The sequence below is a fragment of the Gemmobacter sp. LW-1 genome (assembly GCF_001303875.1).
GTDB classification, from domain to species: Bacteria; Pseudomonadota; Alphaproteobacteria; order Rhodobacterales; family Rhodobacteraceae; genus Gemmobacter; species Gemmobacter caeni.
In genome coordinates this window covers 51,898-76,776 of the sequence record NZ_LJSC01000011.1, presented here as the reverse complement: position 1 = coordinate 76,776, position 24,879 = coordinate 51,898, and the positions used below count along the sequence as shown (strand labels likewise).

The window sequence follows — 24,879 nt, the reverse complement described above, 5'->3', positions numbered from 1 at the left end:
TCAGCCCGCCGCCCCCGTCAGTGCGGCATGGATTTCCTCGGCGGCGTCGCGGCCCTCGGCCACGGCGGCGACCGTCAGATCCTCGCCCCCCAGCGCACAGTCGCCCCCGCACCAGAGCTTGTCACCGGCGCGTTTCGGCAGCTTGCCCGCCGCCACGGTGAGGCCCTCCGGCACACCCGCAAGGGTCTGGCCGATGGCCTTGAACACCTGATCGGCCTTGAGCGTGAAGCCCTCCCCCAGCAATTTCAGCCCCTCGGGGCTGTCCTGGGTATAGGCAAACTCCACCGCCTCGGCCCGCGCGCCGCCCGTCACCTTCACCGGCGCGGCACCGTAGATGATGCGGACGCCGGTCTGCGTGGCATGTTCCTGCTCGTAACCCGAAGCGCTCATCTTCTCCTTGCCGCGGCGATAGACGATGGTCACATTCTCGGCGCCCAGCAGCTTCGATTGCACGGCGGCATCCACAGCCGTCATGCCACCGCCGATCACCACCACGTCGCGCCCGACAGCGACGCCGGAACGGTCCGCCGCCTGCCGCAGCCCGGCGATGAAATCGACCGCATTCTCCACCCCCGGCAGATCCTCGCCCGCCGCGCGCAGGGCATTCACCCCCGCAAGCCCGATCCCCAGGAATACCGCGTCATAATCGGCCAGCAGATCAGCCAGCGCGATATCTTTGCCCAGCGTCACCCCGGTTTTCAGGGTGATACCACCGATCTTCAGCAGCCAGTCCACCTCGCGCGCCGCGAAATCATGGGTCGATTTGTAGGTGGCGATGCCATATTCGTTGAGGCCCCCGGCCTTGGGACGGCGTTCAAACACCGTCACCTCATGGCCCTTCATCGCCAGACGATGCGCGCAGGCCAGACCCGCAGGCCCGGCGCCCACCACGGCCACACGCTTGCCAGTCGCCGCTGCGCGGGTGAAGGGATGCAGGCCCTTCGCCATCAGCGTATCGGTCGCAAAGCGCTGCAACCGGCCGATCTCCACCGGCTTGCCCTCGGCCACCTCGCGCACGCAGACCTCTTCACAGAGCGTCTCGGTCGGACAGACGCGGGCGCACATGCCCCCCATGATGTTCTGACTGAGGATCGTCTTCGCCGCCGCATCCGGCGTGCCGGTGGCGATCTGGCGGATGAACAGCGGAATGTCGATCGAGGTCGGGCACGCCGTCATGCAGGGCGCGTCATGGCAGAAATAGCAGCGGTCGGCGGCCACCTGCGCCTCATGCCGGTCAAGCGGCGGCGTATGGTCGGCGAAATTCGCCTCATAGCTGGCGGCGGGCAGACGCGCGGGCACGATGCCGGGCGTAAGCTGGCTGTTGGACAAGGCGCAAACCTCCCGTTGTTTTATTGATTGACCTCACTCTGCCACAGGCAAAAATTTTATCAATCGGTAAATTTTAGCGCGGCGTCGATTTTTCCCGGCTGCCCGCAAGGCAGGCGCGATCCGGGGGAACTGCGGGGAAAATGGGCGCCAGCTTCCCCTTGCCCCCGCCCGAAGCGACGCCCCCGCCGCTCACGGCGCCTGCCCAGGTTACGCGAAGGCTTTTCACCCCTGCCCGCCTCGCGTATAACCGCGTCAGCCACGGCAGGGCTGCTTGCGCTATCACGCGCCGCTCATCGCCCGCCGACAGAACAAACGAGGATGGCATGAGCAAACATTCCCCCGACGCCGACGTTGCCTTCATCCAGGCCCTGGCAGAGCTTCTGAACAAGAACGAACTGACCGAGCTTTCGGTGAAACGCGAATATGGCGAGGATGACAGCCTTGACGTGCGCGTGGTGAAACAGGCGAATATCGTGACCACCACGGTCGCCGCCGCACCGATGGCCATGGCCGCCCCGGCAGCCGCACCCGCTGCTGCTGCTGCTGCCCCGGCCGCCGCGCCGGAAGATCCGGCCCAGCATCCGGGTGCCGTGACCTCGCCCATGGTCGGCACCGCCTATCTGGCCGCCGAGCCGGGCGCCGCGCCCTTCGTGACCGTGGGCGCCACCGTCACCGAAGGCCAGACCGTGCTCATCATCGAGGCGATGAAAACCATGAACCACATCCCCGCGCCGAAAGCCGGCACGGTGAAGCGCATTCTGGTCGCCGATGGCACTCCCGTCGAATTCGGCGCGCCGCTGATGATCGTCGAGTGAGGTCCGCCCGGTGACCCAGATGTTCGAGAAAATCCTGATCGCCAACCGGGGCGAGATCGCGCTGCGCGTCATCCGCGCCTGCCGCGAAATCGGCATCAAATCGGTTGCGGTGCATTCCACCGCCGATTCCGATGCGATGCACGTCCGCATGGCCGATGAGAGCGTCTGCATCGGCCCGGCGCCCTCGGGGCAGAGCTACCTGAACAAGGCGGCCATCATCTCGGCCTGCGAGATCACCGGCGCGCAGGCGGTGCATCCGGGCTATGGCTTCCTGTCGGAAAACGCGGGTTTCGCGCAGGCGCTGGAAGATCACGGGCTCACCTTCATCGGGCCGACCGCGGATCATATCCGCATCATGGGTGACAAGATCACCGCGAAAGAGACCGCGAAGGCGCTGGGGATTCCGGTGGTTCCGGGCTCTGACGGCGGCGTGCCCGATCTGGAAACCGCGCTGAAAGTGGCCGAAGAGATCGTCTATCCGGTCATCATCAAGGCCACCGCAGGTGGCGGCGGGCGTGGCATGAAGGTCGCCCGCAGCGCCGAGGAGCTGGAGATCGCCTTCCGCACCGCCCGCAGCGAGGCGAAGGCCGCTTTCGGCAATGACGAGGTCTATATCGAGAAATACCTCCAGAAGCCGCGGCATATCGAAATCCAGGTCTTCGGCGACGGCAAGGGCAATGCCGTGCATCTGGGCGAACGCGACTGTTCCTTGCAGCGCCGCCACCAGAAGGTTTTCGAGGAAGCCCCCGGCCCCTGCATCACCCCCAAACTGCGCGCCGAAATCGGCGAGGTTTGCGCTGCCGCCATGCGCAAGCTGAAATACATCGGCGCGGGCACGATCGAATTCCTTTATGAGGACGGCGAGTTCTATTTCATCGAAATGAACACCCGGCTTCAGGTCGAACATCCGGTGACCGAAGGCATCTTCGGCGTGGACCTCGTGCGCGAACAGATCCGCGTTGCAGCGGGCCTGCCGATGTCCTTCACGCAAAGCGATCTGGAGATCAACGGCCACTGCATCGAGGTGCGGATCAACGCCGAACGCCTGCCGAATTTCGCGCCCTGCCCCGGCAAGGTGAAGGTGTTCCACGCGCCGGGCGGTCTGGGTGTGCGGATGGATTCGGCGCTGTATGGCGGCTATTCCATTCCGCCCTATTACGACAGCCTGATCGGCAAGCTGATCGTTCACGGCCGCGACCGGCCCGAAGCGCTGGCCCGGCTGAAACGCGCGCTGAGCGAGCTGATCATCGACGGGGTGGAAACCTCGGTCCCGCTGTTCCACATGCTGCTGGCCGAGCCGGACATCCAGAACGGCGAATACAACATTCACTGGCTGGAAAAATGGCTGGCGGAGCAATTCGCCTGAGGCACTGTCGCGGCCTTTTGTTGACGGGGTATCCGGGGGTTTCTCACTCCCGGACCCCTTTGCGATGTTTCTGCCAGGATACAAGCCAGACGCCGGGAGCGGGATCATACGCATGATTACGCCCGAGCTTTTGTTGCGTGCCTATGCGGCCGGGGTGTTTCCGATGGCCGAAAGCGCGGAAAGCGATGCGATCCATTGGGTCGATCCGCGCAGGCGGGGCATCCTGCCGCTGGACGGGTTTCACATCTCGCGCAGTCTGGCAAAGGACATCCGGCGCGGCGGGTTCGAGATCTGCGCCGATCGCGATTTCGCGGGCGTCGTGGCGGGCTGCGCCGACCGGGAAACCACCTGGATCAACGCCGACATCTTCGCGCTGTATCTTGATCTGCACCGCATGGGCCATGCCCACAGCCTTGAGATGTGGGAAAATGGCGCGCTGGTCGGCGGCACCTATGGCGTGGTGCTGGGGGCCGCCTTTTTTGCCGAAAGCATGTTCTCGCGCCGCCGCTCTGCCTCGAAGATCGTGCTGGCGCATCTTGTGGCGCGGCTGCGGGACGGCGGCTTCACGTTGTGCGACACCCAGTTCCTGACACCGCATCTGGCAAGCCTTGGCGGCATCGAGATCAGCCGCGCGGAATATCACGCGCGGCTGGCCGAAGCGCTGGAGCGCGAGGGCCGGTTCTAGCCCTCTTGCGGTGCCTCTTGCAACTCGTCGTCGGGCTGATCGTCCGGCGTCGGCTCCGGCCCGAGGTCCAGCGGCTGCTGGCCCGGGATGACGCAGCGCAGCACCCAGACATCATAGCGCGGATGTTCCAGCGCCGACAGCGCCGGGCTGGAGGCCAGCATCCAGCCGGAAAACACAGGCGTCTCGCGCCCCTTTTCCATGATGGTCAGATGGGCATAGGCGTCGGAGGCGGGGTTCGCCGAAGGATAGCGGCACTCATCAAGCTGGATGGTCAGCCGCCCGGAAACCGCGGCCTGCCCCCGGCTGAGTTCAATATCCGCCGTTTCGCCGGTCATCTTGTCGAGCCAGCGCAGAATGCCCCCGGGCGCCGAAGTCACCTCTTCCGCCGCGACGGGCGTCGCCGCCAGTGCGAGGGCAAGAAGCCACTTCATTCGGTCGCCCCGGCATCACCCGACATGGCGTCACTGGCGCTTTTTCCGACAAACTTCATCAGCAGGCCGACGAGACTGACCGAGCCTTGCGTATCCTCGATCTCGTCCCCCGCCGCCAGATTGTCGGGCAGGCCACCGGGGCGCAGTTCGATGAAATTACCGCCCAGCAGCCCTTCGGAGGACACCAGCGCCGCGGAATCCGTCGGCAGGTCAACCCCGTTGCGGATGCTGAACACCGCATCGGCATAGAAAGTCTGCGGATTCAGGTCGAGCTTCGAGACAGTGCCAACCTTCACGCCCGCCAGCCGCACATCGGTGCCGACAGAGATGCCTTCGGCCGACTGGAACGAGGCGCGCAGGTCATAGCTGCCGCCGGTGCGGGCAAAGCCCGTGCCCTGCGCGGCATAGATCAGGAACCCGATAGCGACGGCCAGAACGGCGCCGCCCGCGATGACTTCGGTGGTGCTTTCGGCCATGATATCGCGCCCCTTATTCGGGTTGCCACGCCTCGTAATCGCGCCGTTCGACCGGCGCGGCGCGGCGAATGGAACCTGCGGGCGCATAGGCGGCCAGCGTACCGGTCAGGTTTTCCTGATGCGGCTTTTCCCAGGTCTTGTGGGTCAGCGGCGCCCTGGTCGGCGGCTGATCCCAGGTGAAATGCAGCCAGCCATGCCAGTCGGGCGACACGCGGCTGGCCTCGGCCTCACCGTTGAAGATCACCCAGCGGCGCTTGCCGTCACGGGTTTCGTAGTAAATGTTGCCCTGATCGTCCTCGCCCACCTTCACGCCCTTGCGCGCGGTGAAAATCTGGGTGCCGAGCGTCTGGCTGTTCCACCAGGTGACGAGACGCTTGAGGAATTCCATGGGCCGATCTCCGAAGGTGTTTGCCTTCATATGTACCAAGGGCCTTCCGGCGTCCAGTGCCAAGTTCCGCAAAAGAAAAAGGCGGGCGAATGCCCGCCTTTCACAGCCGTTTGCGGGGCGGTCAACCCGCCGCCGCCGGCTCTTTCTTCTTGGCGTCGGTATGGACCAGCAGGGGTTTCGCCCCGGCGTTCACCGCCTCGTCCTTCACCACTACCTCGGAGACATCGCCCATGCCCGGCAGTTCGAACATCGTGTCCAGCAGGATGTCTTCCATGATGGACCGCAGGCCGCGCGCGCCGGTCTTGCGCTTGATCGCGCGTTTGGCGATGGCGGTCAGCGCCTCATCGGTGAAGGTCAGCTTCACGCCCTCGATGTCAAACAACCGCTGGTACTGCTTGACCAGCGCGTTCTTCGGCTCGGTCAGGATGGTGACCAGCGCAGGCTCGTCCAGATCGGTCAGCGTGGCAATGACCGGCAGACGGCCGACAAACTCGGGGATCAGGCCGAATTTCAGCAGATCCTCGGGTTCCAGTTCCTTGAACAGCTCGCCCACGCTGCGTTCGTCCGGCCCCTGCACCGCAGCGCCAAAGCCCATGGCCGTGCCCTTGTTGCGCTGCGCGATGATGCGCTCCAGCCCCGCAAAAGCGCCGCCACAGATGAACAGGATGTTCGTCGTATCCACTTGCAGGAATTCCTGCTGCGGATGCTTGCGCCCGCCCTGAGGCGGCACGGAGGCCACGGTGCCCTCCATGATCTTCAGAAGCGCCTGCTGCACGCCCTCGCCCGACACGTCGCGGGTGATCGAGGGGTTGTCGGACTTGCGCGTGATCTTGTCGACCTCGTCGATATAGACGATGCCGCGCTGCGCCCGTTCGACGTTGTATTCCGAAGCCTGAAGCAGCTTGAGGATGATATTCTCCACATCCTCGCCGACATAGCCCGCCTCGGTCAGCGTGGTCGCATCAGCCATCGTGAAGGGCACATCCAGAATCCGCGCCAGCGTCTGCGCCAGCAGCGTCTTGCCGCAGCCGGTGGGGCCGATCAGCAGGATGTTCGATTTCGCAAGTTCAATATCCTGCTTCGAGGAATGGTTGAGCCGCTTGTAATGGTTGTGCACCGCGACCGAAAGCACGCGCTTGGCATGCTCCTGGCCGATGACATAATCGTCCAGCACCTTGCAGATCTCGCGCGGGGTGGGAACACCATCGGAGCTTTTCAGCCCCGAGGATTTGGTTTCCTCGCGGATGATATCCATGCACAGCTCGACGCATTCGTCGCAGATGAACACGGTCGGGCCCGCAATCAGCTTGCGCACCTCGTGCTGGCTCTTGCCGCAGAACGAGCAGTAGAGGGTGTTCTTGCTGTCGCTGCCGGAATTCGTCGCCATTGTCGTCCTCTGCCGTGCGCGCCTTGCGGCGCAATCTGGAAAGCTTAGGCCAAGCCTTTCGCCTTCACAATCCGAAAACGCCCCCGACGGTCGAGCCGCCGGGGGCCGCAGATCACTTGTCTTCCGGTTCGGCCTTGCCGCGATTTTCCAGAATCGCGTCGATCAGGCCCCACGCCTTCGCATCCTCGGCGGACATGAAATTGTCGCGCTCCAGCGCGGCTTCGACGGTTTCGTAATCGTTGCCGGTGTGACGGACGTAGATTTCGTTCAGCCGGCGTTTCAGCTTCTCGGTCTCGCGGGCGTGAATCATGATGTCCGTCGCCTGCCCCTGATAGCCGCCCGAGGGCTGGTGCACCATCACGCGGCTGTTGGGCAGCGAGAAACGCATCCCCGGATGACCGGCGGTCAGCAGGAGCGAACCCATCGAGGCCGCCTGGCCGACCACGAGGGTCGAGACCTTGGGCTTGATGTATTGCATCGTGTCGTAGATCGACAGGCCCGAGGTCACGACGCCACCGGGGCTGTTGATATACATGCTGATTTCCTTCGACGGGTTTTCCGCCTCAAGGAACAGCAGCTGGGCGCAGATCAGGCTCGACATGCCGTCATGCACCGGGCCGGACAGGAAAATGATGCGCTCTTTCAGCAGGCGCGAATAGATGTCGTAGGCACGTTCGCCCCGGCTGGTCTGTTCGACGACCATGGGGACAAGGGTATTCATGTAGGTGTCGATCGGGTCTCTCATCTTCGCCTGCCTGTTGTCTATGTTCCGAGCAATATCGTCGTCCAGTTACCCGAGTCTTAGTGTCGCGCGCCGGGGGCTGCAAGGGCGCAAGGGTAAACAGGATGTGGTGGGCGGGTGGATGGACCGCGCCTTCCCGGCAGGCTAACCAAGGCAGCGAATGCGTTGACGGAGCCGATATGACACAGACCCCTCTCCGCCCCGCCCTGGCCGTGCTGGCCGCTGCCCTGCTCGCGGGCTGCGTGGTGATTCCGGTCCCCGCCTCCCGCGGGAAGACAACTGTCGTGGCAGGCCCTGCCCCGGCCAGCGCCAGTTGTCCCCGACCACAGGGCGCCACTGCCGACGAGGCGCGGATTCTGGCGCAGGTCAATGCCCTGCGCGCGGCGCGTGGTCTGGGCCGTCTGAAGCCTTCCTCCCGGCTGCGGCAGGTCGCGCAGGCCCATGCCTGTGACAATGCCGCGCGTGGAAGCTATTCGCATACCGGATCGGATGGCGCGACGCTTCAGACCCGGCTGCACCGCTATGGCTATGCACCGCGGCGCGCATCGGAAAATACCGGCTACGGCTTTGATGAGGCGCCCGACCGGCTGGTGGCCTTCTGGATGAACTCGCCCGGCCATCGCGCCAATCTGCTGGACCCGCGCGTGACCGAGGCCGCTTTGGGGCTGGCGCAGGGCACACGTTCGGCCTGGGTGCTGGAGCTTGCCCTGCCGCGCTGAGCCTCAGCGCGCCAGCGCGAGTTCGGCCTTCAGCCCGCCCAGATCCTCGCTTTCTCCCAGACGCAGCGCGCCGCCATGGCTGCGCGCGACATCGGCGGCAATCGACAGGCCAAGACCCACGCCGCCGCCGCGATTGGGGTCGCGCGCGCCGTCCAGCCGGGCGAAGGGCTGCACCGCCTCGTCACGCCGCTCCATCGGAATGCCCGGCCCGTCATCCTCGACCACGATGCGCGCGCTGCGCTCGCCAACAAGCAGGCTCAGCCGCGCACGGGTGCCAAAGCGGGCGGCATTGCTCAACAGGTTCTCGATAGCCCGCGTCACCGCCTGCGGCCGCAGCCGAAGCGTCAGCGAGCCGTCGCATCCCCGCAGTTCCACCCGCTGCCCGCCGCGTTCAGCATTGTCGGCCACACGCCGCAGCAGGGCCGGCAGGTCAACCGCCTCGGTCTCTTCGGTGGCATCGCCCCGCGCGAAGGCCAGAAACTCATCCACCAGCCGCTGCATCTCGGCCACATCGCCCAGCAGCGCATCGGTCTCGTCATCTTCGGGGAGCATCGACAGGCCCAGCTTCAGCCGCGTAAGCGGCGTGCGCAGGTCGTGGCTGACCCCCGACAGCATCCGCGTCCGGCTTTCGATCGAGCGTTCGATCCGCGCCCGCATATCCAGAAACGCCGCCCCCGCCGCCCGCACCTCGGTCGCCCCGCGCGGACGATAGGGGATGTGCTGGCCCTTGCCGAACGCCTCAGCCGCCTGCGCCAGCCGCTTGATCGGTGCGATCTGGTTGCGCAGGAACAGATAGGAAATCAGTGTCATCACAGCCGAGGTGACGATCATCAGCACCAGAAGCTGATGCGGATTGGTGGCCGAGGTGCGGCGCCGGTCGATCACCACCCGCACCGGCCCGTCAGGCGTGGCTAAATCTGCGATCACGCGGCCGCTTTCGCGCGTCAGATCGGCGCCCAGAAACCCCGGCACCTCATCACGCAGGGTTTCGGCCACCACGCGCCCGGAAAGATCCAGCGCATCGTAGCGCAGCCCCTCCAGCGGCGGTGCCGCCGGACCCAGACCAAACCCCAGTTCCGACGCCACCATTTCGGCCCCGGCCCGGTCACCTGCGGCCATCCGGTCCAGCACCAGACGCAGCTCCACGGCGATCCCGCCGGTCATCTGCAAAGTCACCCGTTCGAAATGCCGCTGGATGAAGGCTATGGACACGACAAGCTGGATCGTGACGATGGGCACGATCAGGATCAGCAGCGTGCGGCCGTAAAGGCCACGGGGCAGGATGGATTTCAGGCGAAAGCTCATGCCGCCCAGCCTAGCCGCAGCCCGCGCCCCGCGAAAGAGGAGAGCGACAATGCAGCCATGGACACCCGGCGAGGTAATCCGCCCCGAGGCCGGGGTCAGGATGGTGCTGGCCCCCAACCCCTCGCCCATGACGCATTGGGGAACCAATACCTACATTATCGGTGAGGGCGCGGTGGCGGTGATCGACCCCGGCCCCGCCCTGCCCGAACATCTGACGGCGATTCTGGCCGCCCTCGCCCCCGGCGAGCGGGTCAGCCATATCCTCGTGACCCATCCGCACCTTGACCATTCGCCGCTGGCGCGGCCGCTGGCCGAGGCGACAGGCGCCCCGGTGCTGGGATTCGGCCCGGCTGGCACCGGCCTGTCGCCCCGCATGGCGGGAATCACCGGATTGGGCGGCGGCGAGGGCATCGACACCGGCTTTACCCCCGACGTGCAACTGGCGGATGGTGACTTCATCCCGGGTGGAGACTGGCAGCTGGAGGTTCTGCATACGCCCGGCCATATGGCGGGCCACCTGGCCTTCGCGCTGGACGCGCTGCTGTTCACCGGCGATCACGTCATGGGTTGGGCGCCCTCGCTGGTCTCGCCCCCCGAAGGCGATATGACCGATTACATGGCTTCGCTCGACCGTCTGGCCGCGCGGCCCTGGCGGCGGTTTCTGTCGGCGCATGGGCTGCCCGTCGAGACCCCCGCCGCGCGCCTTTCCGAACTGACCACCCATCGCCGCGCCCGCGAAACCGCCATTCTGGAGGCCCTGACCCAGGGTCCCGCCGGCCTCGATGCGCTGACGGCACGGGTCTACAGCGACGTATCCCCCGCCCTCCAGCCCGCAGCCCGCCGCAACCTTCTGGCGCATCTCATTGATCTGTCTCACAGAAAGCAGATCACAGCCGACCGGCCCACGCTGCATTCCGCGACCTTCACCCGCTCCTGACCAGCGCCTGACCCATCCGAGAACGCCACACATCGGCCCCGAAAAACTTTCTGCTCCAACCCCGTCATTTTTCTGCAATACCCCTCTTGCGACCCCCGAAACCCGAAGCTATACACCGCCTCGTGTTCCGGCGTAGCTCAGCGGTAGAGCAGTTGACTGTTAATCAATTGGTCGTAGGTTCGATCCCTACCGCCGGAGCCAAAAATCCCTGACAATACAGAGATTTACGAGCAAGCCCCCGCAAGGGGGCTTTTCTCGTTTGGTCCGGGGTAACATTTGGGGTAACGGATCGAAGCCGGGAAAACACGCCCAGCGCCGCAGATGAATCGGGCTACTCGGCCCGCTTCAAGGCCGCATAGGTGAAGCCTTCGCGCATCCGCTTTCCGCCGTCGAACCAGCAGCAAAGCGCATCCCCGTATAGGGCTTCCCCCTCATAGGTCATCACCGGCCCGCCGCTCTTGAGCTGCACCAGATCGCCGGGTTTCAGGTCATCCTTGGTCATGGTCATTCATCCGCCCAATCAATGAAGGCCAGCGCGTCTTGCAGGGTCGCGCCCTCGATCCCGGCTTCCTTTGCCTGCGCCAGTGCCGCCACCATCGTTGCCAGCGCCCGCGCCTTGCCGCCCGCGTCGAAAGCCTGCATCGGTCGCACAACGTCGATCTGGACAGGCCCGCCGAGCTTTTCCGAGGCTTCCTCGGCCATCTGCCCGGCAATCGGCTGCAAAATGAGCTGCGCAAGATGCCGCTGCGCCTCGCGCACCATCGGCCCGGTTGTCGCGGGGTTTTGCAGGCCGGGCAGGATGCCGAAAGCGGAATAAATCGCGCCCTTGGCTTCGGTCAGGAACTTGTCGGCCAGGGTGCGCGACAGATCGGGTGAAAGCTGATCCGGTCCCTTGCCGAGTTGCGGGTGCATCCCCGCGCCGACAGCCTGCGCCACGCCCTCGATCACGATTGCCGAGCCGCGCCGCCCGATGAATGAACGCCGCAAGCCGTCCATGTCATCCGCCGAGCCTTCGGGAACGGGAACGATCTGACTGCCGAGGGGCGCATCGCGGAACACATCGCGGATCGCCGTTTCCACTTCGGCCAGCAATTGCGCCGAGAGTTGCGAACGCCGCAGGGGGGCAGAACCCGCCCAAGGCATCACGGCATCGGTGCCGATACGAAAGTGCAGCACTTCACCGGCCAGCGCGATTTCGGATCGCCCGCCGCCCGCCTCGGAGATTTGCAGCCGGTAGGATCGCGGATCGCCGTTGCGGGTCGTCACATCCCAGTCAGAGGCCGCAATGAGCTTGTCGCGGATCAGGAACACCGCCTCGCCCCGCAAGGCCAGAGCGCGGGCCGTGATTGCCAGTGCCCGCCGGGTCAACAGGTCGGTGCCCTTCACATCGGCCAGCGACAAGCCGCCTTCCCAGAGGGTGACGCAGGATTGAACCGCCGAGGTCAATTCGCCAAGGCCAGAGGCCCCGGTGATGAAGGATTGCCGCGCCGCCATGATCTGCGCCGTGTAGCCGGTGCCGCTCGAGCGGGTTTCCACCGGCTTGCGCCGGAAAAGGTCGATCAGCCCCATGTCATGCCCTCCACCGATTCAAGGCATACTGCGCACCGCACAGGGGTTGCCGGTCTTGGTGCGTTTCCCATGCCCGCGCTTCGATCTGCGCTTGCGGATAGGCGGGCCGGGTGACTGCCGAAAGCTCGAACAGCGCCGCGCGCATGACGGTGCGCAGATAGTCCGCGCCGCGCCGCTCGATCCGTTCCCCGCCCGGCTGGACGCGGAACCCAGGCGACAAGCCCCGGATCAGGCCACTTGCATGAGCCGCCAAAAAATCGCGCGCCCAGGACGTGCCGCCGTCGATCCGGGCTTCCAGGACAAGCGCCGCGTCAGTGTCGGCCAAGGTCAGGGTGCCCGCCGCCCGTGAGGCAAGAGGCTTGTCAAAGCTATGGCCGAACAGCAGGTGAATATCCTCGCCCGCGTCGATCCGGTCTGCGAAGGCCCGAGGGGCGATAACCTCATGCCGCCCCGGTGCCAGCTCGGTTTGCGCACCATAGGGGAAGCTCGCGCGAAGGCGGGTTTCCCCGCCCTCGCTGCGAACGTCCAGAGCGCCAAGGTTGCCGCCCCAGAGCATCAGCCCAGCTCCAGCCCGGTTACAAGCTCGAGCTGCGAACCGCGCGCCACAGTCACGTCAGCGGTCGTCAATGCCGTGAGCCGAAGCCCGCCGGATTGCGCATCGGAATACGGGTCGCGGATCAGATCGAACGCCCCCCAGATGCCGACGAAGGCCGGGGCAACGCCGCCCGCATTGGTCGTCAGCAGCACTTGGGTTTCCAGCGGCGGGCCACCAGCCGGTGCCGCAAGCGCATTTGTCGTCTGCACCACGCTGCCGATCTGCGCTTTCACGCGGTCCCATTCCGTCACGCCCGAGCCGGTAAAGGCTTCCACGCCGTCAAGGAAGCTCCACAGCTCGGGCCGGATCAGTGCGCGCACCGCGCCCGGCCCTGCCGCCGCATTGGCGGTCATGAACCGCACCACAGCCGCCCGCAGAGCCGCCCAGGACGCGGAACCCGCCGCATCGGTCGAGGTGATGCCGTAGGTCGCAGCGCCCGGAATGACGCCGAGGGGTTGCCCGTTCGCCCCGGTGCCGAGGAAAATCGCCTTGTCCAGCTCGGCTTGCATGGTCCCGGCCATGTCGCGCCGGATTGCAGATTCCAGAGCATCGCCCGACTGCATCATGGCCTTGCGGCTGATCCGCATATGGATGCCGAGGGTTTGTTCCGGTTTCAGCGCCTTGTCGGTCGTCGCATAGACGGTCGGCCCGGCCACATTGGCAAGCTCGCCATCGGCCCAGCCCGCCGTCACCGCCGAGGTCGTCACCGGCCATTCAATCGCCCCGCTGCCCACGGTGATGAGCTGAACGCCCATCTGCGCCGCGACAGAGGCCGGGAACAGCCGATCAATGATCGGGCGGGTTTGCAGCGGGTCCGGGGTGCCCGAGGCAATCGTTTCGCCCGCCCGTTGCTCGAGCGCCAGAAGCGGAACCGGGATGCCACGATATCCGCCCGCGTTGCGCAATTCCTGCACCACTTCGGCGGTCTTGCCCGACAGCGCCTTGCCCTCGTCCAGCGACAGCACCGCTTGCCGCAGCTCGAAGCCCTGCACCAGCTCGCGCCATTGCACATCGGAGCGGGTTTCCAGATCCCGGCCCGCCTCGCGCCGCTCGCCATCCTCGGCCACCAGCGCCGCGCGATAGCGGGTTTCATTGGTCTGATATTCCCGGTCAAGGTCGCCCATCTGGCGCACTTCATCCTCGGTCGGTTTGTCCTTGCCCGCCAGAGCCGCAAGCCCTTGGCGGATTTCGCTTTGCCGTTTGGCAATCTTCACAGAGTCCAGCATGTCTTACTCCATCGCCGGGGTTTCGGTTTCCGCCGCCAGATCGGCAACAGCTTCGCGCCACGCTTGGCGCTTTGGATCGGGGGGCTTGTGCCCGCACTCGATACGGGTTTTGCGGGTGTGACAGCCCGCGCAAAGAACTTGCAGGTTCGCCGGATCGAACGCCCGTTCCGGGGCATTGCGCACCGGCTGGACGTGATCCACCTCGAGCCGCCGCCGTTCGCCGCAGCACCGGCATTTCCAGCCGTCACGCTCGAGGATTTGGTGCCGCAGCACTTGCCAGCGCCGGGTTTTCAGCACGGGCCGCGAATAGCGGGCAAAGTCCTTGCGGGTTCTAGCCATCGGTGCGCGCCCTCGCCGTGATTTCGAGAAAGCGGTGCCGCCCGTCCTTGGCTTCCTTGATCCCGAGAATGTTCCAGGTCAGCCCGCCTTGGGTCAGGCGGTCTTTCGGGTCCAGATCGCGGGTGAGGCCGGTCGAGCGCACCACGCACCGCGACAACAGACTGGCCTCTATGCTGCCCGCCGTCGCCTTTTCCGTGTCCGAAACATCGGTGCGCGATGCCGAGACGGGGGAACCGTGATCGGCCCATCCCACGATGACATTGCCGAAGCCATCATCCCCGATAATCTGCCGCTGGAATTGCACCCGCCGGTCAAGTTTGGCTGCGCCGCTCATAGCCATGCCATCCTGACCTTTCGGGCCGGTGCCGCCTTCATCCGGGCACCCTGCGCAACGGCCAGCACGGTTGCCGCCGCCGCGTCGATCCGGCCCAGCGAACGCGCCTTCGCCAGCTTGTGATTGCCCGCAGGGTCAACCAGCGTGATCGCATCCGAAAACGCCGAGCGCAGAAGCATGGAAGGGGCAACGACAATCTCGCCGTCGAACAAGGCCCGCCGGAACCGCTCGATATCCTCGGAACCGTCCTTCCACCCGAACCCGCGCCAAACGAACGGAACCCGCGCAAGGCCCGCCGCCTGCATCGCCTCGGAAAACTCGGCATGGCGGAATCGGTCGCCCACGATGCAAGCCACCTCGGCCCCGTCCAGGTGCCGCACGATCTCGGCCAGCCACGGGCCGGGGGGCACGGTTGCCTCGCCCATCACCGAAAGCTCGCCCCGGTCGTTCATCTGCACATAGCGGTCGGAGACGCCATCCGCCGCGCCACGATCCGCAAGAGAAGGGATTGCCGGGAATGTGCCCAGCGCCTCGAGCCTGCCAGTGTCGGGCCAATAGAAGGCCGCGGCACTCATGGAACGGGAACCGCCGAGGTCAACACCCAGGACACAAGGCCCGGCCCGCTCGGGAAGCTGATCGGGGGAAACCTCTGCCGACAGCCATTCGTCAACCGTCACCAGCACCGAACGATCTTCGGAGCTGATCCGCTCATTCCGATTCAGGTTGCGAAAGCTCGAGAGCGCCGAACCGCCCCGCGCAATCGCGCGCCGAGCCTGCGCCACCAGCCAGTCAGGGGTCGCGCCGATGCCTTCGGTCGCGCCGGGATTGGCCTCGAGTAGCGATGCCAGATCATCGGCGGGAAGCCCGAACGCGGGCCGGTGTTCCTGCACATACGTTCCCGGCGGGGGTTCATCCAGCCATCGGGAAAAGGTGTTCGCGTCATCCGGTGCCGAGGTCGAGATAATCAGCGCGCGGCCATCGCGCTTGCCGAGGCCCGAGAGGATCGCGTTTTCCAGGTTGTCGCCCTTGTCGCGTTCCCATGCCGCCCGTTCATCCATCAAGGCCAGTGTCGGGGCACCACCCAGAACCGACTTGCCATCCGCCGCAATGACGCGGGCCAGCCCGCCGCCGTTGCCTTCAAACTCCACCTCGAGCTTGGAGCCGCGCCGGATCGTGAATTGCGCCCGATCTTCCTCGGGCAAGCCCTCGATGAAACCGACAAGGAACCCGAAGGCGGTTTTCGCCTGATCCCGGTTCCGGGCTGCGAACAGGATTTCCCGCTTGGGCTGATCGTCCCAGACACCGACCAGCGCGCCGAGCGCCAGCCCCGCCGAGAGCGCCGTTTTCGCATTGCCGCGCCCGATCGACAGACAGGCCACCATGACGCCATCGGCCAGAGCGCCGCGAACGAATTTGCGCTGAAACTCGGCCAGCCGCAGAGGGGTGCCCGCTTTCTTGCCCTCGGGAATGTGCAACAGCTCGAGGAAGGCCATCGCCCGATCTGCCGCAGTTTTCCCCCGGATTTTTTCCAGGAGAGAGAAAGCAACAGTCCGACCGCCGGTCCCCTGCCACCCTGAACCGGGGGCATTGGGACCAGAACCGAAAAGGTCTGTCTGCATCATGCGATGCCCGAGGCCGGTCACGGATTGGCAGGACACATGCGCACCCCGCGATATCGAGCGACGATCCGGCTTGCGGCCAGCGACAGGCCCACGGGCCGGTCAGTGTCACCGCCGCGCGCATCATAGAGCAAGGCCACTTGGTCGATGATCGCAAAGCGCAGATCGGCGGGAAGGTCGTTCGCATCCTCGGGCAAGTCATACTCTGCCGCCGCTGCCACATCAGCCGCCGCCGCCGAGAGCATCAGCACAATGCCCGCGTCGTCGTCGTGATGATCGACACGCGCATGAGCCTTGGCATCGGAAAGAAGGTCGAACACATCCATGCGCCGCATGATAAATCAGGCGCAAACAATTGATAACTATATCACTTTATCACTTCACCTAACGCGCATGGAGTGCGCAGCCCCGCGTCAAGCGGGTGCGACAGCGCATAGGGGTATGGGGGTTGGAAGGAACAGGGGTTGGAAGGGGGTTGGAAAGGGGTTGGAAGCGGTCGGAACGTCATTCAACCGCTTCCAGAAATTGCCGCCGTTTCGAGGGCGGGCCATCCTCGGCCAGCCTGATCTTGCCCGCTGCCAGCAAGGTTTCCATCGCAGAACGAAAGCCACGCTTGTTCACGCCCTCGGCCTCGGGGTGATTTGAAAACACGGTTGGCGCATAGGTCTGCCCACCCCCGGTGTTCACGCGCCGCCCTTGCGCTGCCAGAAGGCCCAGCAGCTTGAGGAACACCCGCTCGGCCTTGGCACCCGCTGCCATGCGGTCGAGGCCGGTTTCCGGGGCATCGGCCACGAAAACACCGCCTTGCCATGTCACGCTGATTTCGCCGCCGTTGCGCCCGTAGTTGGATTTCTTTGTCGAGAGCAACCGAGCATCCGGGTTGGCCTCGTATCCGTCCTGAATGACACGCTCGAGATAGAGCCGAGAGCGAACAGAGTTGTTCCAGGCGGTCGAGCCGCTTGTGCCGCTGCCGCTATTCAAGCCCGAGAGTGACGGGTGCGACAGCAGCAACAAGGCGCACTCATGCTTGATCGCCAGCCCGCGCAACAGCCCGACAAATTGCCGCGCCTGCGCCCGGTCGTTTTCATTGCCGGGGAACAGATCGGCCAGGGTGTCCAGCACCACCAGCGCCGGGTTTTCCTCGGCTATGCGCTTTTCGATTTCATGGAACAGCGCCGAGGCCAGCAGCACCCCGCCGGATCGGTCCAGCATGGCAAGCAAGGCATCCTCGCCCGCAAGGCTGCGCAGGGTCAGCCGGTCCAGCTCGTCAAAGCTGCCGCCACTGGCCTGCACCACATCGGCAAGCCGCCGGTGAAGCTCGGCCTCGTCATCCTCGGCAGAGATGAACAGCGCGCCGCCGCCCGCCACGCCACGCCCGAGCCATGCGCCGCCGGTCGCCACCGCATAGGCCAGTTGCAGCGCCAGAAGCGATTTCCCGGTGCCGCCGTCACCGCCGAGAAGGGTCACGGTGCGCAAAGGCACCAGATCGCGCACCAGCCATTCGCGCGGGGGAACCGGCTTGCCTGACCATTCCGAGGCCGGGAAGAAGCGCGATGCACGGGGCACGGCATCCTCGAGGAAAGGGTTATGCGGCGGGCCGAACCGATCATCCGGGGGCATGTCATCCGCCGGGGGCAGATCGGCAAAGGGGTCGTGATGAACGTTCATGCCGCCCCCCTGCGCAGGAACCGGCCCTCGGCATCAACGCGCGTCAGGAAGGCTTGCCGGTCCTTCGGATCGAAGGTTCCCCAAAGCCGGGCAAACAGCCGCTTGCGGGTATCCAGCCCGAGCGCCAGGCCGCGCAGCCGGTCAAGCGCCGCCGTGCCATAGGCCACCAGCTCATGCGCCGGGGCACAATCGGCCCAGAACAACGCATCCCCCGTCACGGTGCCCAACAAATCGCCCATGACAGGCCCGCCGGTTTCCAGCTCGGCAAGGCAGGTCGCGCAGATATGGGCCACGTCTTGCGGGTCGCAATGGTCGAGCGCGAACCACGCCGCGTTTGCCCATTCCTTGCGGATACGGTATTCTATCGGCGGAACCTGCCCGGTTTCAAATTCGCCCTCGGTCGCGGTGCCAGCCGCGCCGGGGGTTTCGCTTTCCGAGGTCATTATGCGGCACCCCGCGATGCCTCGGCCTGCGCCTCGATCCATGCAGAGATTTCAGCCTCGCGGAAATAGCGCCGCTTGCCGATGTAAACCGCCTTCGGGAAGGCCAGATAGGGGTCATTGAGCCAGCGCCACAGGGTCATGTCAGACACGCCGCCGCACAGGTCGCGCACCGCATTTGCGGATATCAGCTTGTTTTCCATAGCATCACGCCTCTTGTTAGAACGTGATACCCAATATTCACAGATCGGCTTTCAGGTCGTGCACACTTGATCGGCTTTTTCCGGTGCAAGTGTGCACGTCGATCCCTTCATTGCGTAGCAGCCCATGCCCGGAACGCCGCTCTAGGGTCGCCTTCAATCTCGAACGCCTCGAACAGATCGCACAGAAACTTTCCGAAGCGGGAAGCTGGATTCAGCGACTTTCTCGGCGCATCGTTTCCAGTCGAAAGACGCCAGACATCGCGGGCAGAGTTGACAAGCTGGATACCCTTGAAGTTGATACGTCCCGTCCCTTTCCGAGCGCGCGACGATTTCTCAATGTGTCGTTTGGTGGACTGGATCGCATCCCGAATTGGCTGAATATTGTCCTCCAAGGCTTGCAAAGCACCGCTGGCCTTTTTCCCGACTCTTTCGGGGTATGAGTGAAATTCCTCGCTAAAGGTTTCGGATTTCTGCCCTGATCGTGCAATCAGCTCGTCGGAAAACGGCCCCCAGATCATCCGAAAACCTAATGTGTCACGGGCCGCTTGGGTCATTGCCGAAAAATCCAATGCCGCAAGAACCGCGTTCAACGCTCGATCAAGGTTTTCCAGATTTTCAATATCACGTTTCAGATCGAAGATTCGCGGATCGTCGCCGTAGGTCAGCTTCGCAATGTAGTCCACCCAAACATAAGCCTGATCTTCGTTGAGGTTCAAATGCCGCATAATCACGTCAAAGGCCGGATCGTCGTGCATCACCGCACCCCTTCCAGCCGCACCACGTTGTCGGGCTGGCCTTCCACCAGCGACAGCACGAACCGACCCCAAGCCTCGAGCGCCTGCCGCTTTTCGTCCGCATAGTCGTGCCGCTGATATACCGCGACGATACCGCCGCCGGTGCCGCTCACATGGTTGAGCACCGCCTCTGTGATGCGCACGGGGATGCCGAGCCGGGCCATGCCGGTTGCCGCCGTCCTGCGCAGATCGTGAAAGGTCCAGCGCGGGATTTCCACCGCCTCGCCGCGTTCCTCTGCCGCAAGCCGCTCCATCGCCTCGGCCAGATGTGCCCGCGCCTTGAAGAACCCACTAACCGGGGTCGTGCCGGTCGTCGTGAAGATGAAGCCCGGCTTCCCCTCGATCCGCTCCACCGCGCCGAGAACCGCTCGCACCGCATCCGACAGGGGCACGTCATGCGCCCGCCCGTTCTTTGTCCGATCCGCCGACAGGTGCCACAGATCGCCCCGGATTTCGCCCTCGGTGATTTGCGCCGCCTCGTTCAACCGCTGCCCGGTCAGCAGTAGCACCTTGCCGAGAGGCCCCCACGGGAAGCCCTCGGCCTCGCAAGCCTGCCAGAACCAGCGGATTTCATCATCCGTCAACACCCGGTCGCGGCTGGACTCTTTCGCCACCGGCTTGACGCCCGTTGCCGGTGACAGGGGCAGGATATCCCGCTCCACCACCCAATTCAGGAACTTGTTGAGATAGGCCCGAACCCGGTTCGCCGTCACCACGCGCCCGCTATCCGCGATGCCGTCCAAGAGGTCGATCACGTCGCGCTTGGTGATTTCGTGAATGTCCCGCTCGCCCCACTCACTGACAACATGCCTGTCCAGCTCGCGCCGCACCACGCGCCCGCTTTTCAGGCTGGACAGGTGCCGCTTGTCGAACTGGCCGATCAAGGTCTTGATCTTGTCCCGGTCGGATAACTGCGCCTCCAGCTTTGCCGCCTTGGTCTCTTTCTTCTCAATCGCCGGGTTCTTTCCCCGCTCGATCTTGTCGATTGCCTCGGATGCCGCCGCCCGCGCCTCGGCCAGCCCCATCAGCGGCCAGCGCCCGAGGGTCAGCTTGGCAGGCTTACCACCGAACCGATAGCGCAGCGCCCAGGACTTCGCGCCACTCGGCTGGATCACAAGATAGAGGCCGGACAAAGCCGGGTCGGCCATCTCGCGCCGCTTGTCCGGGTCCGGTTTCGCCGCTTCAACGCCCTTGGGTGTCAGTGCCTTTGCCATGGTCAATTTGTCCTCCGGGGTAACGCCGGGGTAACAGATTTGCCCGATAAGGCCCGTTACCCCGCGTTAGGAACTTGCCCTAACATGAGGCATTTTTCCTTGCAAAACAAGGCATCTATGAAGGTGCGATAGTTTTTGATCGTGAGGCCCCGTTAGTCCATGAATATTGACTGTTAATCAATTGGTCGTAGGTTCGATCCCTACCGCTGGAGCCAAAAATCCCAAGAAAAGCAAGAAGTTGCCAGCCATCCTGCGAGGGTGGCCCTTGGGGCGTTTGGCGCGAATAGGCAGATAGTAGGCAACCTGCCCCGATTTGCCTGAAGGCTCACACAGCGGTCGAGTGCCAAACCGGGCCGAAGTGAGACTGCCAAGGTGCGATCCCGCTCGGTTGTCCTGACGCTGCCACCTCGCCGCAGGTCATCTGAAAAGCAGAAGACGCCAAAGGACGCCCCGACAGCGGGCTTGGCCAGTTCGTGAAGGATTGTGTAGGGAAGCCCGCCACCGCCGCTGACTGCCCCTTGTGCGCGTGATGTCACTAGTGGGCAGTGGAGGAGGTACACTTTGCCAAGAAACACAGCCAGCAAGCGAGGACCGCGCATCATGAGCGCCGTTCTCAACTGTTGATAGAACAGAAATTTCGTCGTACCTTGAACTGTAGCATCAAATTTTCGGTATCCATGCCAGCCATCGGCCAAGTTCGCATACTCCAAGGCGCAGTACCTTTTTCGGCCAATAACGTTAACGAGACCTACAGAGGCATGTTCCTGCTGCCGGACCAGTCTCGACGTCATGGGGTGCTAAAGGACCTCAACATTCAGCAACTTGTGAACGAACTATTGGCGGCAGCTCTTGGGCGTGAGTTGGGCCTGCCGGTGCCAACACCCTATCTTGGATTTGCCCCACTCGGGACGCTGTCCGCTAAGATGTGCCCGCTGGCAAATGGTACAGGCCACCTCCTGTTTGTCAGTGAGGATGTAGGTACGCCAAATCTTGCTCAGCAGGTGAACGCAGGGGGCGGGCTGGTTGAGGCGATTTTGGTGAACGTTCTTAAGGACTGGATAAGCCTCGGAAATCTATATGCTTTCGATGCTTGGATCGCCAACACTGATCGACATCAAGGCAACCTTCTGATTGACGGACCTGCGAACATCTGGCTGATAGACCATGGCCATGCGTTCACTGGGCCGCTTTGGCAACCTCAGGACTTAGACCCCATCCGGGCATACAGACACCGGTTGTCAGAGTGGCTTACTGGTAAACTTAGCCCTACACAAAAGAGTGAAAAAGGGCGCGATGCAGCACTATTCGCCACAAAGATTGCCGCGGTGCCCGTCGATCAAGCGGTCGTTGATGGCGCTGTGGACAAATTGCTATCCCCTTCTGCGGCCCAAGCACTTAAGGACTTCTTGATGAAACGCGTGCAGCATGTACCAAAACACGCGAGGGACGCCCTTGGCGTGCCGGTATTGATACCATGATGAGTATTGAACTCGATACAGAAACGTTCCCATCCTTTTCGCAGCATGTGTTTGCGAAATGGTCTCCGGTATTGCTTGCCCCAATTTCAGGTTCCTATGAGCGGTTGGTAATTGGCTGTGCCGTAGCGAACGAAGATGGCTATCATCTAGAAATGGCAAATGCTTTGAACAGATTGGGTTGCCTATATTCATCCCGAGCTGACGGAGTGCTATTTGCGGTGGAGCTTGCCGAGAAAGCCCTTAAGCACGACCTCGTAGAGCGTGGCATTGAAGCCCTATTGCAGCCCAAAGGCTTGCTGAGTGGCGTCGCTCTTGGAGAACTGCGCGAGGCTGAAGGTTCGAGCCTATCAGAGATCGCGAGAGATTGGATGAGGGTACTTTCTTCGCTCTACGATGCCGACGCTTCGTTCGAGGTTGTCGCAAAACCCGATCTTATGGTTGCCGCATCCCAAAAATCTGGGAAATCAGAAGATCGCTTGCCGCAGCTAGTCCTAAAGCACGTTTCGAGCAAAAACTTGGAAATAGCCCAGTACTTCAATGCACGAATTGCCGCAGGCAAAAAAAGACGCAGACGCTCTGCGGCCCACGAAGTAGAAATTGACTACAAGGGGCGCAGACTTGTAGCCAACTTTGCAACGCTGACAGCGGGTCGCCTTGCCCCTGCGGTTGGAAACATCAAACAGCGACTTTGGGACCTCAAAATCGACAGAGAGCGCGACGCTGCTCAAGCTGGGCGCTCCCATGAATTGATGATACAAGTGCCGCGACCGGATGATCCCCAGGTCACTGACAAACAATATGAAAACCTTGAAACCGAGTACAAGGGCCTTTTGCAGCAAGCCGACGAATTGAAGCTAATCCTGCGGCAGTTCAATACAGCGGAGCAGATCGGGCACCATATCGTACAAAAGGAGGCGGCTTAAGACGGCGGCGGTCGCCTCTTCCAACATAGTCGCCAAAAAATTGCGTCAATTTCGTGCGCCTAGAAGCTCCGTTTCCCAGTCCAAACCGTCACCGCGCCGAAATTCATGCCCGCTTTTCAACTCCGAACTCCGCCAACAGAAAATCCACAGTTGCCTCGTCACGCAGCTTGCAAACGATGTTCTGATTGGCAAACCCACCCTTGAACCACTTGGCTTGATTGATCTCGACAGTTTTGCGCCATTCGATCCCGACCGCGTGCTCCGCTTGTTCCGCTGGTTCACCTGCCCTTTTGAACCGGGGTTCGGCCAGCGGTTGATCGAAAAGGGGGCCGTCCGCTGTCATGAACTCAGATGCGGGCACCGCCTCGCTCGTGACGACACCGTGGCCGATATAGCCGTTGCCCTTGTTGTAAACGAACACCTCGTCGCCGACGCTCAATTGCTGCAACCGCTTCGTATAGAACTCCCCTCCACCGGCTGAAACAAAGCCATAGCGGCGCATGTCGGTCCATGAGCGGTGTTCACCAAGGCCAGCATTGACGAAAAAATAGCCCGACCACGGGGCGCGGACCTTGCGCTCGGATCGCTCTTCGACTGCTTCCTGATCTAGCAGAAAATCGGTGGTCAGCCATTCGCGCCCGTCTGCTTCAAATACGTTAAAGAAGACCGTGTTGATCGCCACGCCGTGCTCTTCCGATAGATACTCGACGATCCGGCGCGATGCGGGATCAAGCTCGCTGGCAACGATCAGCATGGAATGGCTGGCGTTCAGCCGTTCCGGGATGCCCTCGCCGAACCGTTCCCGGAAGGCTGTGACCAGCCGGGTGCCCAGATACTTTTCGGCACGTTCATAAATCTCGGGGGTCGTCAGGGTGCGGACCCACGAGGCATAATCAAGCACCTGCGCCACGATCTCGCGTGGGGTGCGGTCCTTCTTCAGTTCGATAATCACCAGCCCGCCCGTGGCATCCATCGCCAGCAGGTCGATGAACTTCCCATGATCGGTAGGCACCTGCCGCCCGATGACCAGCGCGTCGAGACCGAGAAGCGCGGGATCAGCGGCGACCCAATCCTCGATCATGCTTTCCTTGCTCAGAGCGCGGCGAACCGCTGGGCGCAGCTTGCCGTCAGCGATGGCATATAGGGATGTCATGCGGCCTCGGCCTCCTCGTCTGAATATGTCTCGACTAGGGCTGCGTGGAGTGCCTGCATCTCTTCGAAACCCGGCTCATCGCTCAAAGTCTCGATATCGAAGCCCCGGCAAAACACGAGATCGGCGGCAGACATATAGTTCGCATGAACAAGGTTTGCAGTGACCTCGTCACCCGGTTCTGCGTATTCCCTTGTCTCAGCGTCTGCGCTGTCAGCCAAGAAGCGGCGATAAAGCTCCACGATGACCGGCTCCATGTGGGCCTCGATGTTGCGCACTTCCTTCATCATCTCCGCGATCTCGGCGTCGATGGCGGCTTGGTCGTTGAAGAAGACGTTGCCGGTAGGGTGAGCGATCTTGTTGCGGCGCTTCACGAACTTGGAGAACTCACCGACTTGTTCATTCGTGCAGCCAATCAGTTTCAGAAACCGGAATATTTGGCTTTCCTTCAACTTGTCGTAGAACTTGAAGGGGTTCTCGCACTCCATCAACTTCCCTTCGTCTTCGGACCGAAAACCGACCATCGCCATGGCGAACTGCTGTGGCCGGGCCAACCTGATCTGCCAGATCGAGAAGCTGACGAAGCTCATATAGAGCAGATGAAAGGCGAGGCTGGCGAACTCGTAGCGTTCGGCCTCGTAGTTGGTCTGAAAAGCCGACCATAGGAAATCTAGGTATTTCTGTTCGTCCGCACTCGCAAAGGACTGCGGCAAATAAGTGCCAAGTTCCAGTGCCTCGTCCATCAGG

29 protein-coding genes and 1 tRNA gene are annotated in these 24,879 nt (G+C 63.2%); 8 read left to right on the top strand and 22 right to left on the bottom strand.

Annotation, left to right across the window (positions count from 1 at the left end; all coding sequences use genetic code 11):
• Window positions 1-1,329 (bottom strand): NAD(P)-dependent oxidoreductase, encoded by a 1,329-nt coding sequence (locus tag AO684_RS01935; RefSeq protein WP_054301057.1) that lies wholly within the window; start codon window positions 1,327-1,329, stop codon window positions 1-3.
• Window positions 1,330-1,652: 323 nt separating this feature from the next.
• Between AO684_RS01935 and accB the strand changes: the two genes are divergently transcribed.
• The 3 genes from accB (at window position 1,653) to aat (ending at window position 4,195) form a co-directional block, all read left to right on the top strand.
• Window positions 1,653-2,144, top strand: a complete 492-nt coding sequence (gene accB / locus AO684_RS01930) for an acetyl-CoA carboxylase biotin carboxyl carrier protein (protein ID WP_054301056.1) — start codon at window positions 1,653-1,655, stop codon at window positions 2,142-2,144.
• A gap of 19 nt (window positions 2,145-2,163) precedes the next feature.
• On the top strand, window positions 2,164-3,510 hold the full coding sequence (gene accC, locus AO684_RS01925) for an acetyl-CoA carboxylase biotin carboxylase subunit (RefSeq protein ID WP_054301055.1): 1,347 nt from the start codon (window positions 2,164-2,166) through the stop codon (window positions 3,508-3,510).
• 112 nt (window positions 3,511-3,622) lie between these two features.
• Window positions 3,623-4,195: a leucyl/phenylalanyl-tRNA--protein transferase gene (gene aat / locus AO684_RS01920; RefSeq protein ID WP_054301054.1), complete on the top strand. Its 573-nt coding sequence runs from the start codon at window positions 3,623-3,625 to the stop codon at window positions 4,193-4,195.
• Here the strand turns inward: aat and AO684_RS01915 are convergent.
• The 5 genes from AO684_RS01915 to AO684_RS01895 form a co-directional block, all read right to left on the bottom strand.
• Entirely contained in the window at window positions 4,192-4,626 is a 435-nt protein-coding gene (locus tag AO684_RS01915; RefSeq protein ID WP_082400649.1) for a DUF2155 domain-containing protein, read from the bottom strand. The genes aat and AO684_RS01915 overlap by 4 nt on opposite strands.
• The gene (gene mlaD, locus AO684_RS01910; protein WP_054301053.1) at window positions 4,623-5,102 is read right to left on the bottom strand and encodes an outer membrane lipid asymmetry maintenance protein MlaD; all 480 of its coding nucleotides are present in this window, start codon (window positions 5,100-5,102) and stop codon (window positions 4,623-4,625) included. Before mlaD ends, AO684_RS01915 begins: the two co-directional genes overlap by 4 nt.
• Window positions 5,103-5,115: 13 nt before the next feature.
• A complete protein-coding gene (locus tag AO684_RS01905; RefSeq protein WP_054301075.1) occupies window positions 5,116-5,490 on the bottom strand; it encodes an NADH:ubiquinone oxidoreductase subunit NDUFA12 in 375 nt (124 codons plus the stop codon).
• 121 nt (window positions 5,491-5,611) lie between these two features.
• Window positions 5,612-6,877 (bottom strand): ATP-dependent Clp protease ATP-binding subunit ClpX, encoded by a 1,266-nt coding sequence (gene clpX / locus AO684_RS01900; protein WP_054301052.1) that lies wholly within the window; start codon window positions 6,875-6,877, stop codon window positions 5,612-5,614.
• Window positions 6,878-6,989: 112 nt separating this feature from the next.
• Window positions 6,990-7,622, bottom strand: coding sequence for an ATP-dependent Clp protease proteolytic subunit (locus AO684_RS01895; protein WP_054301051.1), 633 nt, complete (start codon window positions 7,620-7,622; stop codon window positions 6,990-6,992).
• Between the two features lie 176 nt (window positions 7,623-7,798).
• Between AO684_RS01895 and AO684_RS01890 the strand changes: the two genes are divergently transcribed.
• Complete coding sequence (locus tag AO684_RS01890; RefSeq protein ID WP_054301050.1) at window positions 7,799-8,338, top strand: CAP domain-containing protein; 540 nt, start codon at window positions 7,799-7,801, stop codon at window positions 8,336-8,338.
• A gap of 3 nt (window positions 8,339-8,341) precedes the next feature.
• Here AO684_RS01890 and AO684_RS01885 read toward each other — a convergent pair whose 3' ends face one another.
• Complete coding sequence (locus tag AO684_RS01885; protein ID WP_054301049.1) at window positions 8,342-9,643, bottom strand: ATP-binding protein; 1,302 nt, start codon at window positions 9,641-9,643, stop codon at window positions 8,342-8,344.
• Between the two features lie 49 nt (window positions 9,644-9,692).
• Here AO684_RS01885 and AO684_RS01880 point away from each other — a divergent pair, with 49 nt between their 5' ends.
• Together AO684_RS01880 and AO684_RS01875 are read left to right on the top strand one after the other, a co-directional pair.
• Window positions 9,693-10,580: an MBL fold metallo-hydrolase gene (locus tag AO684_RS01880; protein ID WP_054301048.1), complete on the top strand. Its 888-nt coding sequence runs from the start codon at window positions 9,693-9,695 to the stop codon at window positions 10,578-10,580.
• 126 nt (window positions 10,581-10,706) lie between these two features.
• Window positions 10,707-10,781: transfer RNA gene (locus tag AO684_RS01875), tRNA-Asn, on the top strand.
• A 130-nt stretch (window positions 10,782-10,911) separates the two neighbouring features.
• Here the strand turns inward: AO684_RS01875 and AO684_RS21170 are convergent.
• From AO684_RS21170 to AO684_RS01815, 13 genes are all read right to left on the bottom strand, one after another.
• Complete coding sequence (locus tag AO684_RS21170; protein WP_161805974.1) at window positions 10,912-11,082, bottom strand: YodC family protein; 171 nt, start codon at window positions 11,080-11,082, stop codon at window positions 10,912-10,914.
• Window positions 11,083-11,084: 2 nt separating this feature from the next.
• Window positions 11,085-12,149, bottom strand: a complete 1,065-nt coding sequence (locus tag AO684_RS01870) for a hypothetical protein (protein WP_054301047.1) — start codon at window positions 12,147-12,149, stop codon at window positions 11,085-11,087.
• A gap of 1 nt (window position 12,150) precedes the next feature.
• Window positions 12,151-12,705, bottom strand: coding sequence for an HK97 family phage prohead protease (locus AO684_RS01865; RefSeq protein ID WP_054301046.1), 555 nt, complete (start codon window positions 12,703-12,705; stop codon window positions 12,151-12,153).
• Window positions 12,705-13,970 (bottom strand): phage major capsid protein, encoded by a 1,266-nt coding sequence (locus AO684_RS01860; protein WP_054301045.1) that lies wholly within the window; start codon window positions 13,968-13,970, stop codon window positions 12,705-12,707. Before AO684_RS01860 ends, AO684_RS01865 begins: the two co-directional genes overlap by 1 nt.
• Before the next feature lie 3 nt (window positions 13,971-13,973).
• On the bottom strand, window positions 13,974-14,309 hold the full coding sequence (locus AO684_RS01855; RefSeq protein ID WP_054301044.1) for an HNH endonuclease: 336 nt from the start codon (window positions 14,307-14,309) through the stop codon (window positions 13,974-13,976).
• On the bottom strand, window positions 14,302-14,643 hold the full coding sequence (locus AO684_RS01850; protein WP_054301043.1) for a head-tail adaptor protein: 342 nt from the start codon (window positions 14,641-14,643) through the stop codon (window positions 14,302-14,304). The genes AO684_RS01855 and AO684_RS01850 overlap by 8 nt, the downstream gene beginning before the upstream one ends.
• A complete protein-coding gene (locus AO684_RS01845; RefSeq protein WP_235451193.1) occupies window positions 14,640-16,136 on the bottom strand; it encodes a terminase large subunit domain-containing protein in 1,497 nt (498 codons plus the stop codon). The genes AO684_RS01850 and AO684_RS01845 overlap by 4 nt, the downstream gene beginning before the upstream one ends.
• 146 nt (window positions 16,137-16,282) lie before the next feature.
• Window positions 16,283-16,597 (bottom strand): head-tail connector protein, encoded by a 315-nt coding sequence (locus AO684_RS01840; RefSeq protein ID WP_235451192.1) that lies wholly within the window; start codon window positions 16,595-16,597, stop codon window positions 16,283-16,285.
• Between the two features lie 169 nt (window positions 16,598-16,766).
• A complete protein-coding gene (locus tag AO684_RS01835) occupies window positions 16,767-17,930 on the bottom strand; it encodes an AAA family ATPase (RefSeq protein ID WP_235451191.1) in 1,164 nt (387 codons plus the stop codon).
• On the bottom strand, window positions 17,927-18,373 hold the full coding sequence (locus AO684_RS01830; RefSeq protein WP_054301042.1) for a hypothetical protein: 447 nt from the start codon (window positions 18,371-18,373) through the stop codon (window positions 17,927-17,929). Before AO684_RS01830 ends, AO684_RS01835 begins: the two co-directional genes overlap by 4 nt.
• Complete coding sequence (locus AO684_RS01825; protein ID WP_054301041.1) at window positions 18,373-18,573, bottom strand: AlpA family transcriptional regulator; 201 nt, start codon at window positions 18,571-18,573, stop codon at window positions 18,373-18,375. The genes AO684_RS01830 and AO684_RS01825 overlap by 1 nt, the downstream gene beginning before the upstream one ends.
• Window positions 18,574-18,680: 107 nt before the next feature.
• Complete coding sequence (locus AO684_RS01820; RefSeq protein ID WP_054301040.1) at window positions 18,681-19,328, bottom strand: hypothetical protein; 648 nt, start codon at window positions 19,326-19,328, stop codon at window positions 18,681-18,683.
• Window positions 19,328-20,581: a site-specific integrase gene (locus AO684_RS01815; protein WP_054301039.1), complete on the bottom strand. Its 1,254-nt coding sequence runs from the start codon at window positions 20,579-20,581 to the stop codon at window positions 19,328-19,330. Before AO684_RS01815 ends, AO684_RS01820 begins: the two co-directional genes overlap by 1 nt.
• A 758-nt stretch (window positions 20,582-21,339) precedes the next feature.
• Between AO684_RS01815 and AO684_RS01810 the strand changes: the two genes are divergently transcribed.
• The gene (locus AO684_RS01810) at window positions 21,340-22,059 is read left to right on the top strand and encodes a HipA family kinase (protein WP_054301038.1); all 720 of its coding nucleotides are present in this window, start codon (window positions 21,340-21,342) and stop codon (window positions 22,057-22,059) included.
• A complete protein-coding gene (locus AO684_RS01805; RefSeq protein ID WP_152968318.1) occupies window positions 22,059-22,982 on the top strand; it encodes a hypothetical protein in 924 nt (307 codons plus the stop codon). Before AO684_RS01810 ends, AO684_RS01805 begins: the two co-directional genes overlap by 1 nt.
• Before the next feature lie 103 nt (window positions 22,983-23,085).
• On the opposite strand, the gene AO684_RS01800 is transcribed toward AO684_RS01805, so the two are convergent.
• Complete coding sequence (locus AO684_RS01800; protein WP_054301036.1) at window positions 23,086-24,135, bottom strand: hypothetical protein; 1,050 nt, start codon at window positions 24,133-24,135, stop codon at window positions 23,086-23,088.
• Entirely contained in the window at window positions 24,132-24,875 is a 744-nt protein-coding gene (locus AO684_RS01795) for a hypothetical protein (RefSeq protein ID WP_054301035.1), read from the bottom strand. Before AO684_RS01795 ends, AO684_RS01800 begins: the two co-directional genes overlap by 4 nt.
• Window positions 24,876-24,879 lie beyond the last annotated feature (4 nt).

Excerpts from the sequence above, each read along its gene's own strand:
- AO684_RS01860 (WP_054301045.1), bottom strand. The coding sequence starts at position 13,970 with ATGCTGGACTCTGTGAAGATTGCCAAACGGCAAAGCGAAATCCGCCAA.
- AO684_RS01800 (WP_054301036.1), bottom strand. The coding sequence starts at position 24,135 with ATGACATCCCTATATGCCATCGCTGACGGCAAGCTGCGCCCAGCGGTT.
- AO684_RS01915 (WP_082400649.1), bottom strand. The coding sequence starts at position 4,626 with ATGAAGTGGCTTCTTGCCCTCGCACTGGCGGCGACGCCCGTCGCGGCG.
- accB (WP_054301056.1), top strand. The coding sequence starts at position 1,653 with ATGAGCAAACATTCCCCCGACGCCGACGTTGCCTTCATCCAGGCCCTG.
- AO684_RS01885 (WP_054301049.1), bottom strand. The coding sequence starts at position 9,643 with ATGAGCTTTCGCCTGAAATCCATCCTGCCCCGTGGCCTTTACGGCCGC.
- clpX (WP_054301052.1), bottom strand. The coding sequence starts at position 6,877 with ATGGCGACGAATTCCGGCAGCGACAGCAAGAACACCCTCTACTGCTCG.
- mlaD (WP_054301053.1), bottom strand. The coding sequence starts at position 5,102 with ATGGCCGAAAGCACCACCGAAGTCATCGCGGGCGGCGCCGTTCTGGCC.
- aat (WP_054301054.1), top strand. The coding sequence starts at position 3,623 with ATGATTACGCCCGAGCTTTTGTTGCGTGCCTATGCGGCCGGGGTGTTT.
- AO684_RS01805 (WP_152968318.1), top strand. The coding sequence starts at position 22,059 with ATGAGTATTGAACTCGATACAGAAACGTTCCCATCCTTTTCGCAGCAT.
- AO684_RS01905 (WP_054301075.1), bottom strand. The coding sequence starts at position 5,490 with ATGGAATTCCTCAAGCGTCTCGTCACCTGGTGGAACAGCCAGACGCTC.
- AO684_RS01890 (WP_054301050.1), top strand. The coding sequence starts at position 7,799 with ATGACACAGACCCCTCTCCGCCCCGCCCTGGCCGTGCTGGCCGCTGCC.
- AO684_RS01865 (WP_054301046.1), bottom strand. The coding sequence starts at position 12,705 with ATGCTCTGGGGCGGCAACCTTGGCGCTCTGGACGTTCGCAGCGAGGGC.
- AO684_RS01820 (WP_054301040.1), bottom strand. The coding sequence starts at position 19,328 with ATGCACGACGATCCGGCCTTTGACGTGATTATGCGGCATTTGAACCTC.
- AO684_RS01855 (WP_054301044.1), bottom strand. The coding sequence starts at position 14,309 with ATGGCTAGAACCCGCAAGGACTTTGCCCGCTATTCGCGGCCCGTGCTG.
- AO684_RS01835 (WP_235451191.1), bottom strand. The coding sequence starts at position 17,930 with ATGAACGTTCATCACGACCCCTTTGCCGATCTGCCCCCGGCGGATGAC.
- AO684_RS01880 (WP_054301048.1), top strand. The coding sequence starts at position 9,693 with ATGCAGCCATGGACACCCGGCGAGGTAATCCGCCCCGAGGCCGGGGTC.
- AO684_RS01825 (WP_054301041.1), bottom strand. The coding sequence starts at position 18,573 with ATGGAAAACAAGCTGATATCCGCAAATGCGGTGCGCGACCTGTGCGGC.
- AO684_RS01830 (WP_054301042.1), bottom strand. The coding sequence starts at position 18,373 with ATGACCTCGGAAAGCGAAACCCCCGGCGCGGCTGGCACCGCGACCGAG.
- AO684_RS01895 (WP_054301051.1), bottom strand. The coding sequence starts at position 7,622 with ATGAGAGACCCGATCGACACCTACATGAATACCCTTGTCCCCATGGTC.
- AO684_RS01840 (WP_235451192.1), bottom strand. The coding sequence starts at position 16,597 with ATGCGGCGCATGGATGTGTTCGACCTTCTTTCCGATGCCAAGGCTCAT.
- accC (WP_054301055.1), top strand. The coding sequence starts at position 2,164 with ATGTTCGAGAAAATCCTGATCGCCAACCGGGGCGAGATCGCGCTGCGC.
- AO684_RS21170 (WP_161805974.1), bottom strand. The coding sequence starts at position 11,082 with ATGACCAAGGATGACCTGAAACCCGGCGATCTGGTGCAGCTCAAGAGC.
- AO684_RS01795 (WP_054301035.1), bottom strand. The coding sequence starts at position 24,875 with ATGGACGAGGCACTGGAACTTGGCACTTATTTGCCGCAGTCCTTTGCG.
- AO684_RS01810 (WP_054301038.1), top strand. The coding sequence starts at position 21,340 with ATGTTCCTGCTGCCGGACCAGTCTCGACGTCATGGGGTGCTAAAGGAC.
- AO684_RS01845 (WP_235451193.1), bottom strand. The coding sequence starts at position 16,136 with ATGGCCTTCCTCGAGCTGTTGCACATTCCCGAGGGCAAGAAAGCGGGC.
- AO684_RS01815 (WP_054301039.1), bottom strand. The coding sequence starts at position 20,581 with ATGGCAAAGGCACTGACACCCAAGGGCGTTGAAGCGGCGAAACCGGAC.
- AO684_RS01850 (WP_054301043.1), bottom strand. The coding sequence starts at position 14,643 with ATGAGCGGCGCAGCCAAACTTGACCGGCGGGTGCAATTCCAGCGGCAG.
- AO684_RS01870 (WP_054301047.1), bottom strand. The coding sequence starts at position 12,149 with ATGGGGCTGATCGACCTTTTCCGGCGCAAGCCGGTGGAAACCCGCTCG.